This window comes from Xanthomonas arboricola pv. juglandis (assembly GCF_905367715.1).
In the GTDB taxonomy this organism is placed as follows: Bacteria; Pseudomonadota; Gammaproteobacteria; order Xanthomonadales; family Xanthomonadaceae; genus Xanthomonas; species Xanthomonas arboricola.
Genome location: NZ_HG999362.1, coordinates 2898722 through 2921217 on the forward strand (window position 1 = coordinate 2898722; position 22496 = coordinate 2921217).

12 protein-coding genes are annotated in these 22496 nt (G+C 65.8%); 2 read left to right on the forward strand and 10 right to left on the reverse strand.

Annotation, left to right across the window (positions count from 1 at the left end; translation table 11 throughout):
* Nucleotides 1-37: 37 nt before the first annotated feature.
* Together coaD and rsmD are read right to left on the reverse strand one after the other, a co-directional pair.
* On the reverse strand, nucleotides 38-544 hold the full coding sequence (gene coaD, locus KHN93_RS12595; RefSeq protein ID WP_016903280.1) for a pantetheine-phosphate adenylyltransferase: 507 nt from the start codon (nucleotides 542-544) through the stop codon (nucleotides 38-40).
* Entirely contained in the window at nucleotides 541-1230 is a 690-nt protein-coding gene (rsmD, locus tag KHN93_RS12600; protein ID WP_211920261.1) for a 16S rRNA (guanine(966)-N(2))-methyltransferase RsmD, read from the reverse strand. The genes coaD and rsmD overlap by 4 nt, the downstream gene beginning before the upstream one ends.
* A gap of 171 nt (nucleotides 1231-1401) precedes the next feature.
* On the opposite strand from rsmD, the gene htpG reads away from it, so the two are divergent.
* The gene (htpG, locus tag KHN93_RS12605; RefSeq protein ID WP_211920262.1) at nucleotides 1402-3306 is read left to right on the forward strand and encodes a molecular chaperone HtpG; all 1905 of its coding nucleotides are present in this window, start codon (nucleotides 1402-1404) and stop codon (nucleotides 3304-3306) included.
* A 154-nt stretch (nucleotides 3307-3460) separates the two neighbouring features.
* Here the strand turns inward: htpG and KHN93_RS12610 are convergent, their stop codons facing one another.
* The 4 genes from KHN93_RS12610 to KHN93_RS12625 all read right to left on the reverse strand — a co-directional run bounded on the left by KHN93_RS12610 (nucleotide 3461) and on the right by KHN93_RS12625 (nucleotide 14254).
* Nucleotides 3461-5836, reverse strand: a complete 2376-nt coding sequence (locus KHN93_RS12610; protein WP_211920264.1) for a glycoside hydrolase family 127 protein — start codon at nucleotides 5834-5836, stop codon at nucleotides 3461-3463.
* A gap of 148 nt (nucleotides 5837-5984) precedes the next feature.
* Nucleotides 5985-8882, reverse strand: coding sequence for a TonB-dependent receptor domain-containing protein (locus tag KHN93_RS12615; RefSeq protein WP_211920266.1), 2898 nt, complete (start codon nucleotides 8880-8882; stop codon nucleotides 5985-5987).
* A 585-nt stretch (nucleotides 8883-9467) separates the two neighbouring features.
* Nucleotides 9468-11837 carry a S9 family peptidase gene (locus KHN93_RS12620; protein WP_104559754.1) on the reverse strand — a complete coding sequence of 790 codons (2370 nt, stop codon included), beginning with the start codon at nucleotides 11835-11837 and terminating at the stop codon, nucleotides 9468-9470.
* 59 nt (nucleotides 11838-11896) lie between these two features.
* The gene (locus KHN93_RS12625) at nucleotides 11897-14254 is read right to left on the reverse strand and encodes a glucosidase family protein (protein WP_104559516.1); all 2358 of its coding nucleotides are present in this window, start codon (nucleotides 14252-14254) and stop codon (nucleotides 11897-11899) included.
* 277 nt (nucleotides 14255-14531) lie between these two features.
* Between KHN93_RS12625 and KHN93_RS12630 the strand changes: the two genes are divergently transcribed.
* Nucleotides 14532-15698, forward strand: coding sequence for a DUF5694 domain-containing protein (locus tag KHN93_RS12630; protein ID WP_244812115.1), 1167 nt, complete (start codon nucleotides 14532-14534; stop codon nucleotides 15696-15698).
* Nucleotides 15699-16344: 646 nt separating this feature from the next.
* Here KHN93_RS12630 and KHN93_RS12635 read toward each other — a convergent pair.
* The 4 genes from KHN93_RS12635 to KHN93_RS12650 all read right to left on the reverse strand — a co-directional run bounded on the left by KHN93_RS12635 (nucleotide 16345) and on the right by KHN93_RS12650 (nucleotide 22432).
* Nucleotides 16345-16641 (reverse strand): flagellar basal body rod protein FlgC, encoded by a 297-nt coding sequence (locus tag KHN93_RS12635; protein WP_104533668.1) that lies wholly within the window; start codon nucleotides 16639-16641, stop codon nucleotides 16345-16347.
* Between the two features lie 229 nt (nucleotides 16642-16870).
* The gene (locus KHN93_RS12640) at nucleotides 16871-18511 is read right to left on the reverse strand and encodes a DUF5597 domain-containing protein (protein WP_211920268.1); all 1641 of its coding nucleotides are present in this window, start codon (nucleotides 18509-18511) and stop codon (nucleotides 16871-16873) included.
* The gene (locus tag KHN93_RS12645) at nucleotides 18508-20856 is read right to left on the reverse strand and encodes a S9 family peptidase (protein WP_211920270.1); all 2349 of its coding nucleotides are present in this window, start codon (nucleotides 20854-20856) and stop codon (nucleotides 18508-18510) included. Before KHN93_RS12645 ends, KHN93_RS12640 begins: the two co-directional genes overlap by 4 nt.
* Nucleotides 20846-22432, reverse strand: coding sequence for an APC family permease (locus KHN93_RS12650; RefSeq protein WP_047128891.1), 1587 nt, complete (start codon nucleotides 22430-22432; stop codon nucleotides 20846-20848). Before KHN93_RS12650 ends, KHN93_RS12645 begins: the two co-directional genes overlap by 11 nt.
* Between the last annotated feature and the right edge of the window lie 64 nt (nucleotides 22433-22496).

Here is a 22496-nt window from a genome sequence, read left to right on the forward strand (position 1 = left end):
CCTTTGAAAAGCATGTGGTGATGTGACTGCTAGAGAATCAGGCCTGCGCGCGGGACTCGCGCACCTGCCGCAAGGCTTCGACGACCGAAGCCGGAACGAAACCGGACACGTCCCCGCCCAGCCGCGCGATTTCGCGCACCAGCGAGGACGAGATGAAGCTGTACTGCTCGGCCGGGGTGAGGAACAGCGTCTCCACCTCCGGGATCAGATGGCGGTTCATGCTGGCCATCTGGAATTCGTATTCGAAGTCGGATACCGCGCGCAGGCCGCGCAACAGCACCCCGGCGCCCATGTCGCGCACGAAGTGGGCCAGCAGCGTGTCGAAGCCGCGCACTTCCACATTGGCGTGCGCGGCCAATGCTTCCTGGGCCAGCTCCACGCGGCGCTCCAGCGGCAAGGCCGGGCCCTTGGAGGGGCTGTAGGCCACACCGACCACCACGCGCTCGAACAACGGCGCGGCGCGGTTCACCAGATCGATATGCCCGTTGGTGATCGGGTCGAAGGTACCGGGATAGACGGCGGTGCGGCTATTGGCCACGCTCATACGGAAACTACCGGGGTCGGATCGCCGTTCAGTGTAGCAGCGGCCCGGCGGTACAGCGCATAGCGCACCTGCTGGGTGGCGCCTTCGCGGTGCAGATGCCAGCCGGCCGGCACCTGCGGCGGGACCTCGGCCGGGCCTTCCAGGTACAGCCAGGCATCGGCGCTCAGATGCGCGGGCAGGCGTTCCAGCACGCTGGGCCACAGCCCGGCGGCAAACGGCGGGTCGACGAAGGCGATGCTGGCCTGCGCCACCGGCGCACGCTCCAGCCAGCGCAGCGCATCCTCCTGCAGCACCTGCACCTGATCGGCCGCGCCCAGCTTGGTCACATGCGCGCGCAAGCGCTGCACCAGGCCAGGGTCGCGTTCGATCAGGGTCGCGTGCGCGGCGCCGCGCGACACCGCCTCCAGGCCCAGCGCGCCCGACCCGGCGAACAGGTCCAGCACGCGCGCGCCGGGCAGGCGCGGCATCAGCCAGTTGAACACCGTCTCGCGGACGCGGTCACTGCTCGGGCGCAGGCCGGGCAGGTCCGGCACCGCCAGCTTGGTATTGCGCCAGCGCCCGCCGACGATGCGCACCTGGCCTTCCGCGCCGCGTGGCGCCGGCCGTGCCGGGCGGCTCATCGCCACGCGCCGGGTGCGAACGAACGGGTGCAGGACGGCGGCAGCGCAAATGGCGACATGGCTCAAGGCAGACGGGTTGGCCGGTCATGATACCGCCGCGATCGCCGCAACCGCCCTCCTCGATCGCCATGGACGCAGACGATCTGGCGCACGCCCGCCTTGAAAAATCCCCACACGGCCTCATCCCCCAGGCCATCGGCCGCGTTGCGGCCTGGGCCACCATGGAGCACGACCCCAATGACCGTTGATACCGACAAGCAGACGCTTGGCTTCCAGACCGAGGTCAAGCAGCTGCTGCAGCTGATGATCCACTCGTTGTACTCGAACAAGGAAATCTTCCTGCGCGAGCTGGTCTCCAATGCCGCTGACGCCGCCGACAAGCTGCGTTTCGAGGCACTGGTGAAGCCGGAGCTGCTGGAAGGCGGCGGCGAGCTGCGCATCCGCGTGGACTACGACAAGGACGCGCGCACCGTCACCATCGACGACAACGGCATCGGCATGAGCCGCGAGGATGCGGTCTCGCATCTGGGCACCATCGCCAAGTCCGGCACTGCCGACTTCCTCAAGCACCTCAGCGGCGACCAGAAGAAGGACGCCAACCTGATCGGCCAGTTCGGCGTGGGCTTCTACAGCGCCTTCATCGTCGCCGACCAGGTCGACGTGTACTCGCGTCGCGCCGGCCTGCCCGCCAACGAGGGCGTGCACTGGTCTTCGCGTGGCGAAGGCGAGTTCGAGGTCGCCAGCGTCGACAAGCCCGAGCGCGGCACCCGCATCGTGCTGCACCTGAAGGACGGCGAAGACAGCTTTGCCGACGGCTGGACCCTGCGTGGCATCCTCAAGAAATACTCCGACCACATCGGCCTGCCGATCGAGATGCGCAAGGAGCACCACGGCGAACAGGCCGACGCGCCCGCCGAGCCGGAGTGGGAAGCGGTCAACCGCGCCAGCGCGCTGTGGACGCGGCCCAAGTCCGAGATCAAGGACGAGGAATATCAGGAGTTCTACAAGCACGTCGCGCACGATGCCGGCAACCCGCTGGCGTGGAGCCACAACAAGGTCGAAGGCAAGCTGGAATACACCTCGCTGCTGTTCGTGCCCGGCCGCGCCCCGTTCGACCTGTATCACCGCGATTCGGCCAAGGGCCTGAAGCTGTACGTGCAGCGCGTTTTCATCATGGACCAGGCCGAGCAGTTCCTGCCGCTGTACCTGCGTTTCATCAAGGGCGTGGTGGATTCGTCCGACCTGTCGCTCAATGTCTCGCGCGAGATCCTGCAGTCCGGCCCGGTGGTCGACTCGATGAAGTCGGCGCTGACCAAGCGCTCGCTGGACATGCTGGAGAAACTGGCCAAGGACAAGCCGGACGACTATGCAACGTTCTGGCGCAACTTCGGCCAGGCGCTGAAGGAAGGCCCGGCTGAGGATTATGCCAACCGCGAAAAGATCGCCGGCCTGCTGCGCTTCTCCTCCACGTATGACACCACCGGCGCGCAGAGCGTGGGCCTGGCCGATTACGTGAGTCGTCTGGCCGAGGGCCAGGACAAGCTGTACTACCTCACCGGCGAGAGCTACGCGCAGATCAAGGACAGCCCGCACCTGGAAGTCTTCCGCAAGAAAGGCATCGAAGTGCTGCTGCTCACCGACCGCATCGACGAATGGCTGATGAGCTACCTCACCGAGTTCGACGGCAAATCGTTCGTGGATGTGGCACGCGGCGACCTGGACCTGGGCAAGCTGGATTCGGAAGAAGACAAGAAGGCGCAGGAAGAAGTCGCCAAATCCAAGGAAGGCCTGGCCTCGCGCATCAAGGACGCCCTGGGCGACGACGTGGCCGAAGTGCGCGTCTCGCACCGCCTGACCGATTCCCCGGCAATCCTGGCCATCGGCCAGGGCGACCTGGGCCTGCAGATGCGTCAGCTGCTGGAAGCCAGCGGCCAGGCCGTGCCGGAGTCCAAGCCGGTGTTCGAATTCAACCCGGCCCATCCGCTGATCGAAAAGCTGGATGCGGAAGCCGACATGGATCGCTTCGGCGATCTGAGCCGGGTGCTGTTCGACCAGGCCGCGCTCGCGGCGGGCGACAGCCTCAAGGACCCGGCCGGCTATGTGAAGCGGTTGAACAAGTTGTTGTTGGAGTTGTCGGCGTAAGCCGTGCGACACCTTTCGTGACATACCAAGACCGGCGCATGCGCCGGTCTTTTTTTGCGTCTCTCTCCTGTCGGGCACGCCAGGTGCCTGCGCGCATCGTATGCGCTGCGATCAGGGCGCGGGCAACGTCATCGACGATCTACTGCGACAGCATTCACGCCGACTCCAACACCCAGCAACCGAACGCCGGCCCTGCCGAGTAGCCCGTCTCCGGCTCGATGCGGATCTGCAAGGTGGCGCGGCCTGCCACTGCTGCAGGCAAGGCGTAATCCACGTCGACGAAGTCCAGGCCGCGGTTGCCGTCCAGGCGTTCGTTGGCGATGAGTTCGCCGTCGGCCAGGATGCGGAAGCGGCGGCGGGTTTCGTCGCCCCAGTAGCGTAGGCGCAGGATCCTGGCCTGGGTGGTGTTGCGCAGGGTGAAGGCGATGAAACCGCCAGTGCGGGCGTCACGACCGGCGCGGCGGCGGTAGCTCAGTGCATAGGAGCTTTCGCTTTGCAGGCCATGAGCCTTTTCGGATGCTTCATCACCCAGGGCGACCCGGTCCAACGCGCGCGTGTCCAGCGCCTGTTGTTTCGCGTCTGCTGCGGCCTGCTCGGCTTGATGCTGCTGCCATGCAGCGGCGTCGCGATGCTCCAGATAGGGCGCGCTGCGGCGATCGAACTGTGCATAGAACGGCGAGAAGCGCCAGTGCTGGCTGCCGTCGCTGTAGTCGAACGCGGTCTGGCCCGCCACCGGCTGCAGGCGCTGCAAGACCTCAACGCCGCCGATCAATGCCGGGGTCTTGCCCGACCAGGGTTTTGCCGCATCGCCCAGGTCGGCCGCCAGCACCAGCGGCCCGCGCAGCACCGAGACCCAGGCCGGGTCGTCCGGCGTGGCTTCCAGGCGCAGCGGCATCTCGAACGACAGCGTGAGCGTGTCGCCGGCGCGCCAGACGCGGGCGAGGCGCAGGTAGCCCTCGTTGACGGTGGCATCGACCGGTTGGCCATTGAGCTGCAGCCTCGGCGACTGCGCCCAACCGGGCACGCGCAGTGCGAGCGTGCGTTGCTCGGCCGGCGCGGCGTCGATGCGTAGCGAGGCGCTGCCCTGCTCCGGCATCGTGCTGCGCAGGGTCATGTCCAGCCCGGCAGCATCGCGCACGCTGGAGGGCACATACAGATTGACGTAGACGCCCTGCCCGTCCTGCCAGTAAATGGAATCGCCGAACTGGGCATGCGCCTCCATGCCGCTGCCGACGCAGCACCAGAAATCGTCGAACGGGGACGACCAGGCGCGCGCTTCGCCGGCCAGCATCGGTGTCATGTAGGTGAACATGCCGGTGCGCGGATGCTGCTGCGCCATCACGTGGTTGAGCAGCGTGCGCTCGTAGTAATCGAAGAACTCGGCCTGCGGGCCCCACTGGTACAGATGTCGGGTGAGCTTGAGCATGTTGCAGCTGGCGCAGTGCTCGCAGGTCTGCTCGGTGACAAACTTCGAAATGCTGTCCGGCTGCTGGAAGTACTCGCGGTCGCCATTGCCGCCGATCACGTAGGTGTGGTGGTCGGTGACGGTGTGCCAGAAGAAGCGCGCCGCCGCGCCCGAGGCGGCATCGCCGGTGACCTCGTACTCGCGTGCCAGGCCGATCAGCTTGGGGATGTTGGTATTGGAATGCTGGTGCACCAGCTCGTCGCGTTGGGCGATCAGTGGATCGAGCACGGCGTGATGGTGCAGGCGCTGCGCCAGTGCCAGCCATTGCGCATCACCGGTCCGCACATGCAGCTCGACGAAGGATTCGTTGAGGCCACCGAATTCACACGACAACACCTTCTGCAGCTGCGCATCGTCGAGTGCGGCGAAGATGCCTTGCAGATAGCCGGCCAGGCCCACCGCCACCTGCAACGCCTGCGCGTTATCGCAATGCGCGTGCACGTCGAGCAGGCCGGCAAACAACTTGTGCCAGGTGTACAGCGGTGCCCAGCTACCGTTGAGGTAGAACGGCGCCGGGTCGATCTTGCCGCGCCTGAGTTCATCGAACACCGCGCGGCCGCTTTCGATCTGGCCAGCGGCGGTCTTGCGGGTGAACCCGGCGACGTAGCCATCACCCGCGTGCGCCTGGCAGCGTGCCAGCTCTGCGACCAGGTACCCGGCGCGCGTGCGGCATTGCGCATCGCCGGTCTGCGCATGCATCAGTGCCAGCGCGCTGAGATAGTGACCGAGCGTATGCCCGGCGATGGTGTCCGCCTCCCAGCCGCCGTATGCAGGCGCCTTGGGATCGAGACCGGCGTACAGCACGAAGTTGTGCAACAGCCGGTCGGGCTCGAGCCGCATCAGATAACGTCGATTGGTGTGCAGCGCGTCCAGGAACAACGACGGCGTGAGCCGCACCTGCGCCAGTGGCACGGCGCGCACGCTGCCGGGTTGTGCCGCGCTGGCCTGCGCCGGAAAGCGCAGCAAACCTGCGGCAACCGCCAGGCTGCTCCAGGCCAGAAAGCGCCGCCGCGACAGGCTCGGCGTGTGGTCGTTGGGCAACTCGCTCGAATACGTCTCGATCATGGGCTCAGCTTAACTCCTGTCGGCGCGCACAGACCGCGCGCGCCATTGCAACAACCGCCTGCGCAGTCGCACCAACACGCGCGTGCACACCCATAACGCCCGCGACCGATGGCATCTGGCCGCACGCCACCGCGATACACCGGCCCGATCAGAACTTCACCGTGGCACGCGCCCAATAGAACCGACCCAGCAGATCGTAGGTGGCCACATCGGTATTGGCGTTGCCGACGTTGTTGGAGTAATACAACGGCGGCTGCTTGTTGGCGATATTGTCCACGCCTACTTCGAAGCGCGTGTGCCACGGTTCGACGTTGTAGCCGAGCTGCAGGTTGTTGTAGACGTAGGCGCCGATCTTACGCACCACCATCGGCTCGCTGGAATCGGCCGACAGGCTCTGGTCCGGATCCGAATTGCCGATAGCGGTATGGCCCACATAACGGATGCGCCAGGTGGCGCTCCAGTCGTCCAACGCCCAGTTCACCGTGCCCAGCGCACGCCAGCGCGGGAAATTGCCGTAGGCCTGGGTGTAGCGGCCGACGTTGTGGATGGTGACCGAGCTGGGGTCGGTGGTATCTGGCAGCACGTCGTAACGGGTGAGATAGGTGCCGTTGAGCCCGGCGCTGAGATTGCCCCATGCGGTGGGCGGCGCGCGGTAGGTCAGGTTGAAGTCCATGCCCTTGGCCCACAGCTTGCCCAGGTTGACGGTGGGTTCGGCAATGTAATTGATGGTGCCGTTGCCGTTGCGATGGATCAACGCGCAGAAGGAGCTGGCCGGGTTGGCGAAGCATTGATTGAGCACGGTCTGCGCCGACACCGTGGTGATGGTGTCTTCCAGATCGATGCGCCACCAGTCCGCGCTCAGCGACAGCCCATCGATCCACTGCGGGTCGTACACCAGCCCCACGTCGTAGGACTTGCCGGTTTCCGGCTTGAGCTGGTACCCGGCCACTGCTGCGCCGGACACCTTGCCCGACACCTGGCCATCGGATTGCTGGTAGCTGCCATCGGTGGGCACATTGGCGCAGGCCACGCTATTGCCACCGGTGTAGCCATTGCATGGGTCGTTGACGGTGGCCGCATCGCCGGCCACGCCGGCGTACAGCTCATTGATGTTGGGCGCGCGGAACACCTCCGACACCGTGCCGCGGATCAGCAGGTTCTCGATCGGGCGATATTCCAGCGACACCTTGCTGTTGGTCTTGCTGCCGACCGAGCTGAAGTCGGAAAAGCGCGTGCCCAGCGTGATGTTCAAGGCGTTGATGCCGGGCAGATCCTTCAGCAGCGGAAACAACGCTTCGGCATAGGCCTCCTTGACGTCGAAACTGCCGGCCAACGTGGACGAACAGAATTCGATCACTCCGCACAGGCCGTCTTCATCGCCGGTCCATAGCGGGTCGGAGGCGGTGGTGGAGCGCTCCTTGCGATAGGAGACGCCGGTCGCCAGGCTGACCGTGCCGGCCGGCAGTTCAAACAGCGAGCCGTTGGCATTGGCCTCGAATTGCTTGACCGTGTAGACGCTGGTCACGATGGGGTTGACCACCATGCCCTGCAAGGTGGACAGGTTGGCGCTGTCGTTGAGGTTGAAGAAGTTCAGCGGTGTGCAGCCGGCGATCGCCGCGCCTGCACTGCCGCACTTGACCACGCCATCGCCGTCCAGGAACGAGGGGCCAATGGCCTGATTGAACGCGGCATAGTCGAGAAAGCCGTTGTTGATCGACTTCTGTTTGACCTTGCCGTAGTTGAAGGTGGCATCCCACTGCCAGGAACTGTCGCCGAAGCGGCCGCGCAAGCCGGGGCTGATCTGGAAGTTGTAGGTGTTGTATTGATAGCTGCGATTGCCCAGCACGGTGGCGCGCGTGTTGAGGTCGTTGTACGAGGTGCCGGTGCTGCGATCGGTGCCGAAGTTCACACCGAATGGGTTGTAGTAACTCTGCGACGACACCAGGATGTTGTCGCCGTTGGAGAAGATTGGGATCGGCGCAATGATCGAGGCGGATTCGGTTTTACTGAACCAGGTGTTGACGTAGCCCTCGACGTTGTCGGTGAAGCGATAGGTGCCCAGCAAAAACGCGTTAGTGCGCTTCTGTGGGGTCTGCAACAGGTTGAACGGCTGGTAGTTGTAGGAGTCGGCGCTGGCGTTGTAACAGTGGAAATCGCCCGGGCCGGCGCGACCGCTGACGCCGCTGTTGAGGGTGACACGCCCGCAGCCGTTGGCCTGCGCAAGCTGCGTGGACTGATCCGAGCCATCGTTGAAATTCACGGTGCCGGTGGGCGTTGCGGACGAGCCCTGCTTCACCGGTTGCCCGTTGGTCAACGCAAGCGCGTCTTTGGAATAGTCGCGCGCCGCTGCCGAGACTGGATCGATGTTGTGGTACGACAGGCCGCCGATCAGGCTGCCACGCTCCCAGGTCTTGCCGGTGGTCAGGGTGAAGTTGCGCCGGTTGCCGTCGCCTTCGCTGCTGGTGCCGAAGTCGCTGCTGAACTGCACGCCATCGAACTGGCTGCGCAGGATGAAATTGACCACGCCGCCGATAGCGTCGGAGCCATACACCGCAGAGGCACCGTCGCTGAGCACTTCGATGCGCTCGATCATGCTGGACGGAATGGCGTTGACGTCGTTGTAGGCCAGACGAATACCATTGACCAGCACCAAGGTGCGCTTGTCGCCCAGACCACGCAGCGAAATGGCCGACGCACCGGTGCCACCGCCGTTGTTGGTATACGGATTGGTGGCGTTGCCGGCGATCGATGGCAGCTCCTGCAGCAGATCGCCGACCGTGGCCTTGCCGGTCGCGGCAATCTGTTCCTGGCTGACCGTGACCACCGGGTTGGCGGTTTCGGTATCCACGCGGCGCAGACGCGAGCCGGTGACGACCACGCTGTCCAGCGTTTGCGGCGCATCACCGCTGCTGCCGGCCTGCTGCGCAGACACCGGTGCGCTGACGCCTGCAGACAGCGCCAGCAGCAACGCGGCGCTGAGCATGCTCGGCACCGGGCGCGTGGGTGTGCCGGAGGTCCGGGAGAAAGGCAACAGCGGCATCGGCATGCAAGGCTCCTGATTCGTATGGCAGACAAACGATGGGCAACACACACCCGTGCCGGCGGACGCCAGCGCAGGGCAAGATGGATGGCAGACGCGCACGCAGCGAAACTTCTCGCCAGCGCTGTGCTGCAGACACGCAGACAACCTGCGACGCGCACGACCACGCAGGGTCACGCAGCAGCGCGTGTTGTCAAAAAGGGTGTTGGTTCCGCACCGGAGGCGCCCATGCGCTCCAGCTTCATCAGCTGGTCACAATGTGCCTGTGCGCACGCACTACGTCTTGTCGCATTTGGCGACAGCGCGTGCGGAAAACAGCATGGTTCGCAAATGAACCAGCCTGCCTTGGTGTTGCGCTGCGCAGCGGTGTTCCCAGCTGGACACGATGCGCAAGACGATGGGCGATACACCCGAGGCGATGTATCGCCTGCAACCATGTGCGATGACAGTCGATCTAGAAATCGAGCACTGCGCATGCATGCAGCAGCGCGATGACGGCAATCAGCGTGCACTGCCCTGCCCGCCCTGTTTCAGCGGCCGTGGTCTAGGCACTGCAGTCAAATGGTCGGCCGGCAGACCCGGCCACACGGATCACGGTGCCTGCGTCGTCGCGGCCTGGTCGTGGTTCCAGTCCGGTGTTGGCGCTTGCTGCATCCAGCGCAGGAAGAAATCCAGCAGGCGGCGCTTGCCGTAATCGCCACCGGCGCCGTGATCGCCGCCGGGAACCACCAGCAGGTCGAAATCCTTACCCGCCTTGATCAGCCGATCGGCCACCTGGAAGGTGCTGGCCGGATCGACATTCATGTCCATGTCGCCGGTGACCAGCAGCAGATGCCCTTGCAGGCGCGCGGCGTTTTCCACGTTCGAGGATTCGGCGTACCACGGCCCGACCGGCCAGCCCATCCATTGCTCGTTCCACCAGATCTTGTCCATGCGGTTGTCGTGGCAACCGGAATTGGCCACGCCTGCCACATAGAATTCCGGATGGAACAGCAGCGCACCCAATGCGTTCTGGCCACCGGCCGAGGTGCCGTATACACCGACGCCGCCGTCGATGGCGTACCACGGGTACCGTGCGGCAGCAGCCTTGTGCCAGGCGATGCGATCCGGCAGGCCCGCATCCTTGAGGTTGCGCCAGGCCACATCGTGGAACGCGCGCGAGCGATTGTTGGTGCCCATGCCATCGATCTGCGCGACCGCAAATCCCAGTGCGGTCAGCGCCGATGTGCGGGTGGTGAACGTCTTGGGCACGAAGGACCCCTGCGGCCCAGCGTAGATGTATTCGATCACGCGATAACGCTGCTGTGGCTGCATCTGCATGGGGCGCTGGATCACGCCCCAGATCTCGGTCTTGCCGTCGCGGCCGGTGGTGTGGAACGGCAACGGTGGCTGCCAGCCGGCAGCCTGCAGACGGCCCAGGTCGGTGCGCTCCACCGTGCGTGCCAGGCTGCCATCGGCAGTGCGCCGCAGCTCCAGCACCGGCCCCAGGTCCACGCGCGAGTACAGGTCCAGATACCATTTGCCATCCGGCGAATAACTCACCTGGTGATCGGCGGCCGCCGGCGTCAATGCAGTGAGCCCGGTGCCGTCCAGACCGATGCGATAGGCATGGCGGTAATACGGGTCCTCGCCGGGCTGCATGCCGGAGGCGGTGAAATACAGCTGGCCTGCGGCTTCGTCGATGTAGTCGAGCTTGCGCACCACCCAGTCGCCCTGCGTAACCTGGCGGATCACCGCACCGCTGTGGCCGTCGTACAGATACACGTGCTCCCAGCCATCGCGTTCGGAGGCCCACAGGATCTGCGCGCCGTCGGCCAGATCGCGCCGCGCATGCTTGCCGCCGTCCTCGTGCGTTCCGCTGAGTTCGGAGTATTCGATGAAGGTGGGCGAGGTCTCTTCGATCAGGGTGCGCGCGTCAGCCGTGCGTGCGTCCACTTCGATGACCCGATACAGCTGGTGCCCGCGCGCGTTGTATTCGAAGGTGAGCCCGCGACTGTCCTTCCACCAGACCATCTCGCTCAAGCTGAAGGCATTGGGCAGCAGTGTCATCGCCACCGGATGCGCGGCGCGCGTGGCGATGTCGAACAACACCGGCTGCATCACCGGCAAGGCATCGCCGGGCTTGGGATAGACCTGCTGGTGCAACTTCGGCTGCAGCTGATCGGCCGGCGCCGACTCGATGTAATAGACCATGCGCGGCGGCGGCGCCTTGACCCGATACGCGGCCAGATGCTGCGAGTCCGGCGACCACACCACGCTGTCGAGTGCGTAGTAATCGTCGGCACTGCCATCGCGGCTGAGCACGCTGCGCTCGCCACCATCGACCGGCGCGATCACCAGATTGGCCTGCTCCACCCAGGCGCGCCAGCGGCCATCCGGCGATAGCTTGGCCTGCCGCTCGCCTTGCTTCAGCGGCAGGCGCATGTCCATCGACTCGGCCTGCACGTCGCGTTCGGGCACATGCGCGCAGCGATAGCGGGCCAGATCGCACTGCCAGCCCAGCTTCGCCAGCTGAAAGCCCAGGCGCTGCTGCTCCAGGGTGGGTTCCTCCAGCTGCAGTTGCGTGGCGTCGATGGCTTGCGCACCGGCCTGCGTCAGGGCCGCCGCCAGCCGCGCATGATCGAAGGCCAGCGTGTTGCGGCCGCTGGCCGCATCCACCAGGCGGTACTCGATGGCCGGCGCCTGATCGGCACGTGCCACGGCACGCCGATACAGGAAATGCCCTGCATCGATCCATACCGGCGCCGTCGGTTGCCTGTCGACCAGCGACGCATAGTGATCGGCCAGACCGATCGCCTGCGCGTACTGCGCCGGTGTGGGCGTGGGCACAGGCGTGGTTGCTACGGACACAGCTGATGCAGCCGCTGCGCTTGCCGAGAGCGTCCAGAGTGCGATGCTCAGGCACCATGCTGCGACGCTACGCCGCCTGGAGTTCTGGGTGTGATGCAGCAGTGGCTTCATGCGTTTATCCGCGGAGATGGTGTGGTCATGGCTGGCACGGTCATCGCGCCAATGGGCCATCACCCGTACCAGGCCTGCACCTTCACCGCCGCTGTGCTGGCGGGCAATGCCACACGATCGGCATGCGGGCCCTGCGCACGCGCCGGCTTGCCGTCGACGAGCACGCGGGTGAGCGTTGTGCCCTTGGGCACGCGCAAGCTCAGCCAGGTGTGCCTGGGTGACCGTTCCGGCAGTTGCACCTCGGCATCGATGCGGCCTGCCGCCACGTCGGTGCGCAGTGTCAGCGTGAGCTTGCCCCAGCGTGTGGGCGCTGCGGTGATGCCGATCGCGGCGCCACTGCCCAGCCATGCGCGCGGCAGCGCACGCGCAAGGAACAACTGCTCGCCTGCGCTGTCGTCGCTGACCAGCATCCAGCGCAGCAGCAACGGGATGGTCATCTGCGCGGGGATGCAGAACAGCGGCATGCCACCGGTGATGCCGCTGACCTCGCCGGCGGTCCAGCTGCCGCGGGTATGCACCTGGTAGCGGTGCGCATAGACGAACAACAGATACTCTTCGATGCGGTCCAGCCGCAGCAACTGTTGCGCATAGCCGTAGGAAATGAAGCCGAGCAGATCGCGGCTGCCCGGCTCCGGCGGCGCGATGTTGGCCACCACGCCGATGCTGGTGCCGCCATGGCCGCGCAGGCAATCGATCACCAGGTTGGCCAAGTCGTCGGGCAGCACATCGGCCTGCAGCAATTCCGCATACGCGCGGTGCGGCCATTGCTGCTCGCTGGGCTTTTCCTGCAGCAGCGACTGGCGAAACGTGAGTTTGGTGCCCGGCAGCGGGCCGATATACGGCGGCGACAGATCGCGGCGCACGTTGGCACGCAGGCTGGCCTCCAGCCTCGCGCGCAACTGCCTGGCGCGATGCTGCCATTGCGTGGCCAGACCGGCATCGCCACCAAGCGTGCTCCAGACCTGGGCGATGTCTTCCCAGCCGCGTATCGTCAGCGCGCTGTTGGCGTAATACGGTTTCCACCACAGCGACGGGTCGGGGAACAGGCAGGCATCTGATTCGTTCCAGCCGTGCAGCAGGCCATGGCCATGCGCGTTGCCCGGTAATGCCAGCGCCTGGTCGTGCAGCTCGCACAGCAGCTGGGCGGTGGCGGCGATCTTGGGCAGCAGGCGGCGCAGCCGGGCCGCATCGCCGGTGTAGCGCAGATAGCGCGCCAGCAGCGACAGGGTCAGCCCGAACTGCCCGACCTCCGGTCCGCGCATGTTCGGCAGGCCATCGTCCTGCACGAAGTCGTCGAAGTAGTTGTCCAGTACCGCAGCGGCCTGCGCAAAGCGACCCCATTCCAGATTGGCGTAGAACGAGCTGGTGAAAGTGTCCTGGAAACCGTCGTACTCGTTGCCGTAGTAGTCGCGCTCCACCGCGCCGTACTTCGGATAATCGCCACCGGGGCGCACCACCAGCTCGCGTGCGAAGGCGAACTGCGCCATGTCGTTCCAGCTGGCATCGGGCAGCTGCGCCTGCACCGTGCCATCCAGGGCCTGCTGCCAGTACGCGGCGAAATCGATCAACCCCGCGTAGAACTGCTCAGCGGTGGCCGGCTTGCGCGACGGTGCAAACGCGGGATAGCTGTGGGTGTAATGCACGCCGACGATCTCGCCGCCGCGCACCTGCATCGTGCGATGCCAGGTCTGCACCACGAAGCGATCACTGGCACGCACATCGGCGAACACCAGCACGTCGTACCAGCTATCGGCCTCGCCCTCGCGCCGCATCACCTTGCGTACCGCCGGCATCCAGCCACCCAGTAGGCCTTCCTCGCGCCGTTTGATCAACGCCTCTTCGCCCAACTCGGCGAAGGCGTGTTCCGGCCGCGAGGTGCGACTGCGGCCGTTGGGCAGGATCGGCATGGTATCCAGGCTTTCGCGCGTGCCGACGAAGGTGGTCCACGGCCAGCGCCCGCCATTGTCCTTGGGGTCGAGCAGCGAGGCAGGCGGCGGCGCGACATCGCGCACCTGCGCCTCGTCCGGGTCGCCATCGCGCAGCAGGCGGTCGGCGAGCAGATCTGCCTCGGCCATCGCCACCTCGGCCAGCGACATCCCGAAGTACGGCTTGCCCTCGGCCGGATAGGCCGGCTCGGTGCGTTTGTCCAGGCGCAGCATGCCGCTGTCGGTCCATAGCGTCAGCTTGCCCTGCGGGTTGTCGAGATGCTCGTAGACGGTCCACTGCTGCTGCAGGTGTTCAAAACTGCACAGCTTGCTGCCCACATGCGCGGCCGACGGCAGCGCCTCAAGACGCGGCAACGCCGGTGGCGGCAACGTCGCCGGCGTGTGCGGCGTGCCCGGCAGCGCGAGCGCGGCACCCGCGCCCACCGCCGCGGTTGCCGCCATGCCCTGACGCAAAAAGCTCCTGCGGTCCATCGTCGCGCCCTCGGTTGATCTCATCCACATCCTGCGCGACGGCGCGGCTTGCGTCTTGTGGCAGCTGTCTGGCACGTATGCGGAAATCCGCACACAAGCTGTTGCTGCGCTGCCATCGCAGCAACGGCGCAGCGCCCAGTTGCCGCCCCCCTGCCATTTAGCCACGTGACTTTCTGGCCACGCCGGTACCTGCGGTGGCAGCCACACTGGCTGCACAGACGCAGGCGACATCGTCGCCAGAGCCCCACGCAACCCAAGCCCACCCACAAGGACCGTCATGCAGCCATCCCTACCCCGCATTGCGCACAATGCCCGTGCCGCAGGGCGATTTTTCGATGCCGGCAGCGCGTCCGCCAAGCGGTTGCAACGTCCGGCGCATCGCTGGCTGTGGCTGGCCTTGATCGCGCCCTGCATCGCGCAGGCGCAGGTGGATCTGTCGCAACTGGATGCCGAGATGACCGCCCCACGCACCCAGGTGCTGGTGCTCGGCAGCGTGCACCTGTCGCAGTTGCCCAAGGGCAGCGATATCGGTGCAGCACGGCTGCAACCGTTGATGGACCGGCTGGCCGCGTACGCGCCGACCATCATCACCACAGAGAACCTGTCGGGCGAAACCTGCGACCTGATGCGGCGCCATCCGGCGGTGTATCTGCCCGAGGACACCACGACCTACTGCCCCGACACCAGCGAGGCGGCGCGTGCCACCGGGCTGGACGTTCCCACCGCTCTCGGCCAGGTCCGTGCAGCGCTCCGCAGCTTGCCCAGTGCGCCCACACCGGCACAGCGTCGGCACTTGGCTGCGCTGTTTCTGGCCTCGGGCGAGCCACCATCTGCGCTGGTGCAGTGGCTGCAGCTTGCGCCAGCCGAACAGCGCAGCGGCGATGGCCTGGATGCGGCGCTGGTCGCGCGACTGCGCAGCATGGAACAGCGCCCCAATGAGAGTTACCAGATCGCCGCGCGACTGGCGGCACGCCTTGGCCTGCAACGCCTCCACCCGGCCGACGATCACACCGGCGACAACATTGACCTGGGCGACCCGGCGGCGTATGGCAAGGCGATCCAGGCCGCCTGGGACAAGGCCGCACCGCGGGCAAGCACCATGCGTGAGCGCGAGGACCAGCTGGCAAGTCAAGGCAAGTTGCTGGAGCTCTATCGCGCGATCAACCTGCCGGCCAGCCAGCAGCTGGCCATCGCGGTGGATTTTCGCGCCGCACTGAGCGAGGGCTCGCCGCAACACTACGGCTATCGCTACGTATCCGGCTGGGAGATCCGCAACCTGCGCATGGTGTCCAACGTGCGTGCCAGCTTTGCCGACCAACCCGGTGCACGTGTGCTGGCGGTGGTGGGCGCGATGCACAAGCCCTGGTTCGACAACTGGCTGAGACAGCTGCAGGGCGTGGATATCGTGGATGCGGCGCAGGTGCTGGGTGCTGACGGAAAGTGAGCGACAGTGAGTACAACGGCTTCAGCGTGACGCTCTAAGTCAAAAGCCTGATTGGCCGAGGGCGCGGTGCCCTCGCCGCTCGTCGGACACGCCGTAAGCCCTTCCCTGGGGATCGGTGTCGGCATCCATGCCGCCATACGGTCCCGCAACCGGCGAGGACACCGCATCAGAGAGTTGGTCGGTGATTTGGCAAAAACCTGCTTGTTGCTCGGGGTGCATTGGAAGGCTGATCGGAAGCGACGCTATCCAAACACCACACGTCATGTTTTGCTCGCGACCTTGCGCGCCGACCATCTCGACTGGTCCTTGCCTGCCTACCGTCGCGGGATCTTACGCGGCATGGATGCCGCGTCAGAGCCTCCATGGACGGATTCACGGCGTGTCCCGCGATGGTGGGCGGGCAAGGGCCCGGCAGCCAGGTAACAGATCAGCCGCTCTACGCTTGCGAGCTGCCCGCACGGTCCTAACACCCGCAGACAAGACAACTGCAGTTATCGATACCGGCATAAGCAGCAGCCATCAATTCGCTGACTCCACAAAATGCAGAACGTAAATCCGGTTTCAGGTGCAGCCAGATGCGGCATCAAAGCGAAGGCCGTGCACCTAATGCACTAGATCGACAACCGGCCTTCGTCAATCCAGGCTCTCAGGTCAGCACATCCAGCAAGCTGCCCAGCATCTCGTCGGAGCGCCGCAGCGCAGTGGCGTTGGCCTGGAAGTCGTTGCGTGCCGAGAGGCCTTCGACCAGATCGCTGGCCGGTGCCGATGGATCGGCGTTGGCGTCGACCACGCTGGCTGCTACTCCACCATTGAGCTGCGTGCTGGCTGCAACGGCCTGACGTGGACTGCCGTCCACCGGCTGACGCGCCACGTTGCTGGCGGCCACCTGCTGGCGCAGCGCGGCGACCTGCATTCCGGAACTGGCGATACTGCTGATGCTCATGGTGGCTCCGGTGCAGAAACTGAGAAATAACCAATGACGTTTGTTTACCAACCAATCAACACAATCGTTGCCGGCAATTGCGCCGCGCTGCTGTCGTTCCCACGCCCCCGAGGCGCGTGGCGAGCGTGTCTCACGAGGTGGAACCAGCTGACAGGAGCCGCAATGACGTGTCCCACCCACCGATTCCGATCACGCCCACCTCACGGCTGCGCAGTCGCCTCACGCCGGCTCAATAGGTGCCTACCCGCACACGCAACACCACCGGCACCTCGCCCGCCGCATCCACCCGTCCGAAGTTGAGCCCGTAGTCGGTCTGGTCGCCGTTGAGCTGTCTTTCGACCTGCCAGCGCCCGTCCACGTACCGCCCCTGCTCCACCCGCAACAGTTGTCCATGACGGGTATCGGCCGCCTCGCGGAAAAATTCAATCCGCGCGGCCATGCCGGTGACCAGGAACTCCTCCGGACCCAACTGCGCCACCAGCAGCCGGCCGGCGTGGTCGTCGTTGCCGGGCAGGATTGCCGGCGCATCGCCCCACACCGGCGCACCGAACGACACCTTGGCCTGCCAGTCGCCAAAGCGTAGCGTGCGTTGCGGCGCGCCGGGCTGTTCGGCCAACGCCTGCAGCCGGCCGTCGAAGGCGGCCTGGGCGATCACGCGCTGCAGCGGCGCCAGCAGCTTGAAGTTGGCGGCGTGCGCAGCGATCGCGTCGCGGTTGGCCTGGCTGTCCTGGTTGCCATCCATGCCGAACACCGAAAAGCCGATCCCGCCCTGCCCCAGCACATGGAACAGATACGGCGCGGTGGCCGCCTCGAAGCCGGTCTCCGAAACCCAGGCCGGGTTGTCCGGCCGCGCATACTGGCCGATGACCTTGGTGTACTCGTTGTAGTCGTTGGTATAGATATCGGTGCCGATGAAGTCGACCGACGGCGTGGCCGCGCGCCACAGCGCGAACACATTCACCGTCGCACCGCCGGACGGATAATCCATGCCCGGGTAACGCTTGCCCTTGTAGCGCAGCCAGGTGTTGACGTAGAGCGGCAGCGGATAGGCACGCTTGCCGGCAGCGGCCACCTGTTCGATATACGCCGCCGTCGCATGTGCATTGAAGGCTTCGGCCGCTTCGGCACCGAACAGCTGCTGCCAGCTGCCCTGCGGTTTGCCGAGTTTTTGCGCGATCGCTGCGGGCACCGGTTGCGCGAACGCCGCCTCGCCGGCCGGGCCATGGTCGCGCACCGTGCCGATCGCGCCGGGCTCGTTTTCCACCTGTACCAGGATCACCGTGTGGCGGTCGCCATCGACCTTGTGCAGGTGCTGCATTAATGCGGTGAACGCACGCACATCGGCCTGCACGTTGGCGGCCACATGCGGCGACAGCACATCCACCGGCTCGCCATTGGCGTCGCGCATGCGCGGGTAGGTGGCGTCGTCGCGCTTGATCCACTCCGGCACGTAATGCATCTGGCCGTTCTTCCAGCTGCCGAACCACAGCAGGGCCACGCGCAGGCCGCGCTTGCGCGCGCCGGCAATCAAGGCATCCACGTTGGTGGTATCGAAGCGCCCGGGCGCCGGCTCGAACTGCTCCCAGTACACCGGCGCCTCCACCGTGTTGGCGTGCAGCGCGACCACCTCGTCCAGCGCCTTGGGCAGCACCGCCGGCCAGGCGCTGGAATTGTGCAGCTGCGCGGCCAGCACGGTGTACGGCGCGCCATCGACGAACAGCGCATGGCGGCCATTCTGGGTAACGAAGCGCGGCAGTTCTTCCGCGCTGGCCAGCACCGGCACGCAACCGGCCAACATCGCCAGCGACCACAGCAGGGCTGCGATGCAGCCGCGCGGTCGCGGCATCTTCAGGGCAAGCAAACGCGTCATCGCGCCTCCGACGGTAGTGAATTCCAATGCGGCGTGGGTTCGTCGCGCAGATGGCGCACGAAGAAGTCGTACTGGCGACGCTGCACATAGTCGATCGGCCCGCTGGAGCGGCCTACCGAATGCTCGCCACCAGGCACGTTGAGCAGCTCGAAGTCCTTGCCGGCCTTGATCAGCGCATCGACCACCTGCGCGGTGGAGGCCGGGTCCACATTGCTGTCCTGCTCGCCAACGATCAGCAGCAGGTCGCCCTGCAACTTGGCCGCATTGACCACACCCGAGGCCTGCGCATAACCGGCATCCACCGGCCAGCCCATCCACTGCTCGTTCCAGCTGATCTTGTCCATGCGGTTGTCGTAGCAACCGGCAAACGCCACGCCCACTTTGTAGAAGTCCGGATGCCGTTCGAGCGCGCCCAGCGTGCTCTGCCCGCCGGCCGAGGCGCCATAGATGCCGACCCGGCCGATGTCGTAGGAAGGGTCCCTGGCCGCCAACGCACGGTGCCAGGCAATGCGATCGGCAAAGCCGGAATCGCCCAGGTTCTTCCACGCCACATCATGAAAGGCCTTGGAGCGGTTGGCGGTACCCATGCCGTCGATCATCACCACGATAAAGCCCAGATCCGCCTGCGCCTGCATGCCGATCTGCTTGTCGCCACCGGAGTGATAGCCAAACGGCCAGAACGTCTTCGGCACGAAGGAGTCGTGCGGGCCGGCGTAGATGTTCTCGATTACCGGATACTTCTTGTGCGGGTCGTAATCACGCGGGCGCATCACCATGCCCCAGATGTCGGTGCGGCCATCGCGGCCCTTGGCCACGAAGGTCTCCGGCGCACGCCAGCCGGCGGCCAGCAATCTGTCGATCTTGCCCTGTTCCACTTGCTGCAGCAGCCGGCCATCGATGCTGTGCAGTTCCATCACCGGCGGCAGATCCGGGCGCGAATAGACATCGACGTAATGCCGGCCGTCGTCTGCGATCGCCACATCGTGATCGGCATCGCTGTGGGTCAGCCGGGTCAACCGGCGGCCGTCGAAATCCACGCTGTACAGCTGCCGGTAGTACGGGTCCTTGCCCGCATCCATGCCGCTGGCGGTGAACCAGATGCGCCGCTGCGCGTCGTCCACGCGCAGCACATCGCGCACGATCCACGGCCCGCGCGTGAGCTGCCGCTTGAAGCTGCCGCTGCGGCCATCGACCAGGTACAGGTGCCGCCAGCCGTCGCGCTCGGAGATCCACAGCAACGCGTCGCCGCGCCCATCCACGTCATGGCGAAAGCTGCGGTCGGCGTAGACGAAGGTGCGCGCATTTTCGCCAACCGCCACGTGCGCACGACCGCTCTGCGCATCCACCGCGATCACCCGCATGCGCTGAAAGCCGCGTTGCACGTAATCGAAGCTCACGCTGCGGCCATCGCTGCGCCACTGCAGCGGCGACAGCGCATACGGATTGGCGAACAAGGCGGTGTCCACCTCGCGGCGTGTGCCGTCCACGGCAAACAACACCGGCCGCTCCACATCCACCGCATCGCCGGGCTTGGGGTACAGCTGGGTGCGCACGCGCGGCTGGCCGCCGCCTACAGGCGCCGCTTCCACACGGGTGACGCGGCGGGCCAACCCGGGACGCACGCGATACACCGCCAGTCGCTGCGAATCCGGCGACCAGGCGATGCTCTCCGGGTCGAAGTAATCGTCTGCGCGGCCATCGTCGCTGAGCCGGGTCAGCTGGCCATCGGCAACGCGACGCAGCAGCAGGTTCCAGCCATCGGCGAGCGCTTCCCAGCGGCCATCGGGCGAACGGCGCGGCGTGGTGTCGGCTGGCACCGCAGGGTCGCGCACCACACCGAAGCCGCGTGGACGCTGCTGTGCAGCGGCGTCATCGCGGGCGCAGCGGTCGTCCGTCAGGCTGCAACGCCAGGGCGCTTCGCCAAGCGCGAAGCGAATCGCCCCGTCGCTGCGCTCGCCGTCCGGCGCATAGGCAAAGCGCTCGAATGGCAACTGCAACGCGGTGTAGGGTGTGCCGGTCGCGGCACTCAATGCCTGCGCCACGCGCAGCTGGTCGAACGCCGGCGTTTTCTGCAGCGTGGTGACATCCATACGGACGAAGGCGAATCCGCCCGGCACCGTCTTGCGGTAATGGAAGCTGCCGGCGGTTTGCCATTGCGCCGGCCAGGCCACGTTCTCGGTCAGCGTGCTCCATTGCGCGCGCAAGCCCAGCGCGCGTTGGTAGTCGGCCACACTGGGCGCGGCCTGTGCCGCAGCCGACAGCAACACGATGCACGCAGCCACCCCATTCAAGCAGCCACGCAACCAGCGCGATGCACCCACGCCGTGGCGCAACTCACTCGCCATCGTCCTCCTCCAACGCCAGCTCATCGCTGCGCAAGCCGCTGCGCGCGCCCCAGTGATAGATGAAGAATGCAATCACCGCCACGCTCAAGGTGTCGAACGGATGCGCGATCCAGCCGTGACCGCCGAACGTGCCGGCCCAGGACACCGCCATCACCAGCACGAAGAACACGATCAACCACAGCGATGCGCGCACCTGGCGCAGCAGGCGTGCCCTGCCCTGGCGCGATGGCAGGCGATACAGCACATACAGCACGAACGCGACCACCTGCAGGCCGAGCAACCACGACAAGGTGGGCCAGGTCGACCAGTAGACGATCAAGGCGGCGACGATGAACGACAGCGGCCCCAGCACGGCAAGGCCACGGACGCGGAACGGCCGCGGCAAGTCCGGCGCGCTGCGGCGCAATGCGGCTACGGTGACCGGCGCCACCGCATAGCTAAGCACCAGGGCCGCCGACACCACGCCAATCAGGGTCTCCCACGAGGGGAACGGCAGCGTCCAGAAGATCGACAAGCCCAGGCTCAACCACAATGCTGGACGCGGGATGCCCGATTGCGGATCCACCCGCGTCAGCACCGGCAAGAACCCGCCGCTGCGCGCCCAGCCGTACACCACGCGCGGGGTGGCATTCATGTAGATGTTGCCGGTACCGCTGGGCGAGACCATCGCATCGCAGATCACCAGCGCAGCCAGCCACGCCATCCCCAACGCCAGCGCGATGTCGTGGTACGGCAGCGCAAACACTTTGTCGATGCCGCTCCAGCCAGGCGCCAGTTGCGCGGCCGGAATGCTGCCAAGGAATGCCAGCTGCAGCAGCACGTAGATCACCGTGGACAAGGCCACCGACAGGATCAGGGCGATCGGAATATTGCGCTGCGGATCGCGCACCTCGCTGGCCACCGACACGATCGGGGTCAGGCCCAGGTAGGCAAAGATGATGCCACCGGCAGAGATCGCCGCTTCCACCCCGGCCATGCCCGAAGGCGCAAACCCGTGCACGCTCAGGTTACCCGGATTGAAGTGCTTCATCAGCAGCACGATCACCAGAATCGGCACCAGGAACTTGAAGATGCTGACGATGTTGTTGGCCAGCGCGAAGGTCTTGACGCTGAAATAGTTGAGCAGGAAGAACAGCACCAGCAAGGCCAGTTGCACCAGCCAGCCCCACACGCTGGGATGGCTGCCGCCGGGTTGGTTGAGCAGCGGAAACCACGCCGCCGCATACTGGCGCGCCGCCTCCACCTCGATCGCGATCAGGCTGGAAAACGCGATCAGGGTGATGAAGCCGGTCAACGAGCCGAGCAAGGCGCCATGCGAATACTCCGGGTAGCGCACCACGCCACCGGCACGCGGCAGCGCGGCGCCGAGTTCGCAATACACCAGGCCGAGCAGCAACACCGCGATGCCGCCAAGGATCCACGACAGGATGCCGGCCGGCCCGGCAATGGAAGAGACATGGCTGGCCGAGAACAACCAGCCCGAGCCGAAGATCGAACCCAGCCCGATAAAGGTCAGGTCGGTCAGGCTGAGTCGCTTGTGGAACTTGCCCTGCGTGGTCGCACCGTGTGTGGTCATTGGTCGCCCCGAAGCGTGGATACGCGGTTGGTGTAGCGAAGAACGTCGGCTGGTGATGTCCTGG

What these genes read in the sequence shown, in the direction of transcription:
- coaD (WP_016903280.1), bottom strand. Translation starts at nt 544, where the DNA reads ATGAGCGTGGCCAATAGCCGCACCGCCGTCTATCCCGGTACCTTCGAC.
- htpG (WP_211920262.1), top strand. Translation starts at nt 1,402, where the DNA reads ATGACCGTTGATACCGACAAGCAGACGCTTGGCTTCCAGACCGAGGTC.
- KHN93_RS12610 (WP_211920264.1), bottom strand. Translation starts at nt 5,836, where the DNA reads ATGATCGAGACGTATTCGAGCGAGTTGCCCAACGACCACACGCCGAGC.
- KHN93_RS12615 (WP_211920266.1), bottom strand. Translation starts at nt 8,882, where the DNA reads ATGCCGATGCCGCTGTTGCCTTTCTCCCGGACCTCCGGCACACCCACG.
- KHN93_RS12620 (WP_104559754.1), bottom strand. Translation starts at nt 11,837, where the DNA reads ATGAAGCCACTGCTGCATCACACCCAGAACTCCAGGCGGCGTAGCGTC.
- KHN93_RS12625 (WP_104559516.1), bottom strand. Translation starts at nt 14,254, where the DNA reads ATGGACCGCAGGAGCTTTTTGCGTCAGGGCATGGCGGCAACCGCGGCG.
- KHN93_RS12630 (WP_244812115.1), top strand. Translation starts at nt 14,532, where the DNA reads ATGCAGCCATCCCTACCCCGCATTGCGCACAATGCCCGTGCCGCAGGG.
- KHN93_RS12635 (WP_104533668.1), bottom strand. Translation starts at nt 16,641, where the DNA reads ATGAGCATCAGCAGTATCGCCAGTTCCGGAATGCAGGTCGCCGCGCTG.
- KHN93_RS12640 (WP_211920268.1), bottom strand. Translation starts at nt 18,511, where the DNA reads ATGACGCGTTTGCTTGCCCTGAAGATGCCGCGACCGCGCGGCTGCATC.
- KHN93_RS12645 (WP_211920270.1), bottom strand. Translation starts at nt 20,856, where the DNA reads ATGGCGAGTGAGTTGCGCCACGGCGTGGGTGCATCGCGCTGGTTGCGT.
- KHN93_RS12650 (WP_047128891.1), bottom strand. Translation starts at nt 22,432, where the DNA reads ATGACCACACACGGTGCGACCACGCAGGGCAAGTTCCACAAGCGACTC.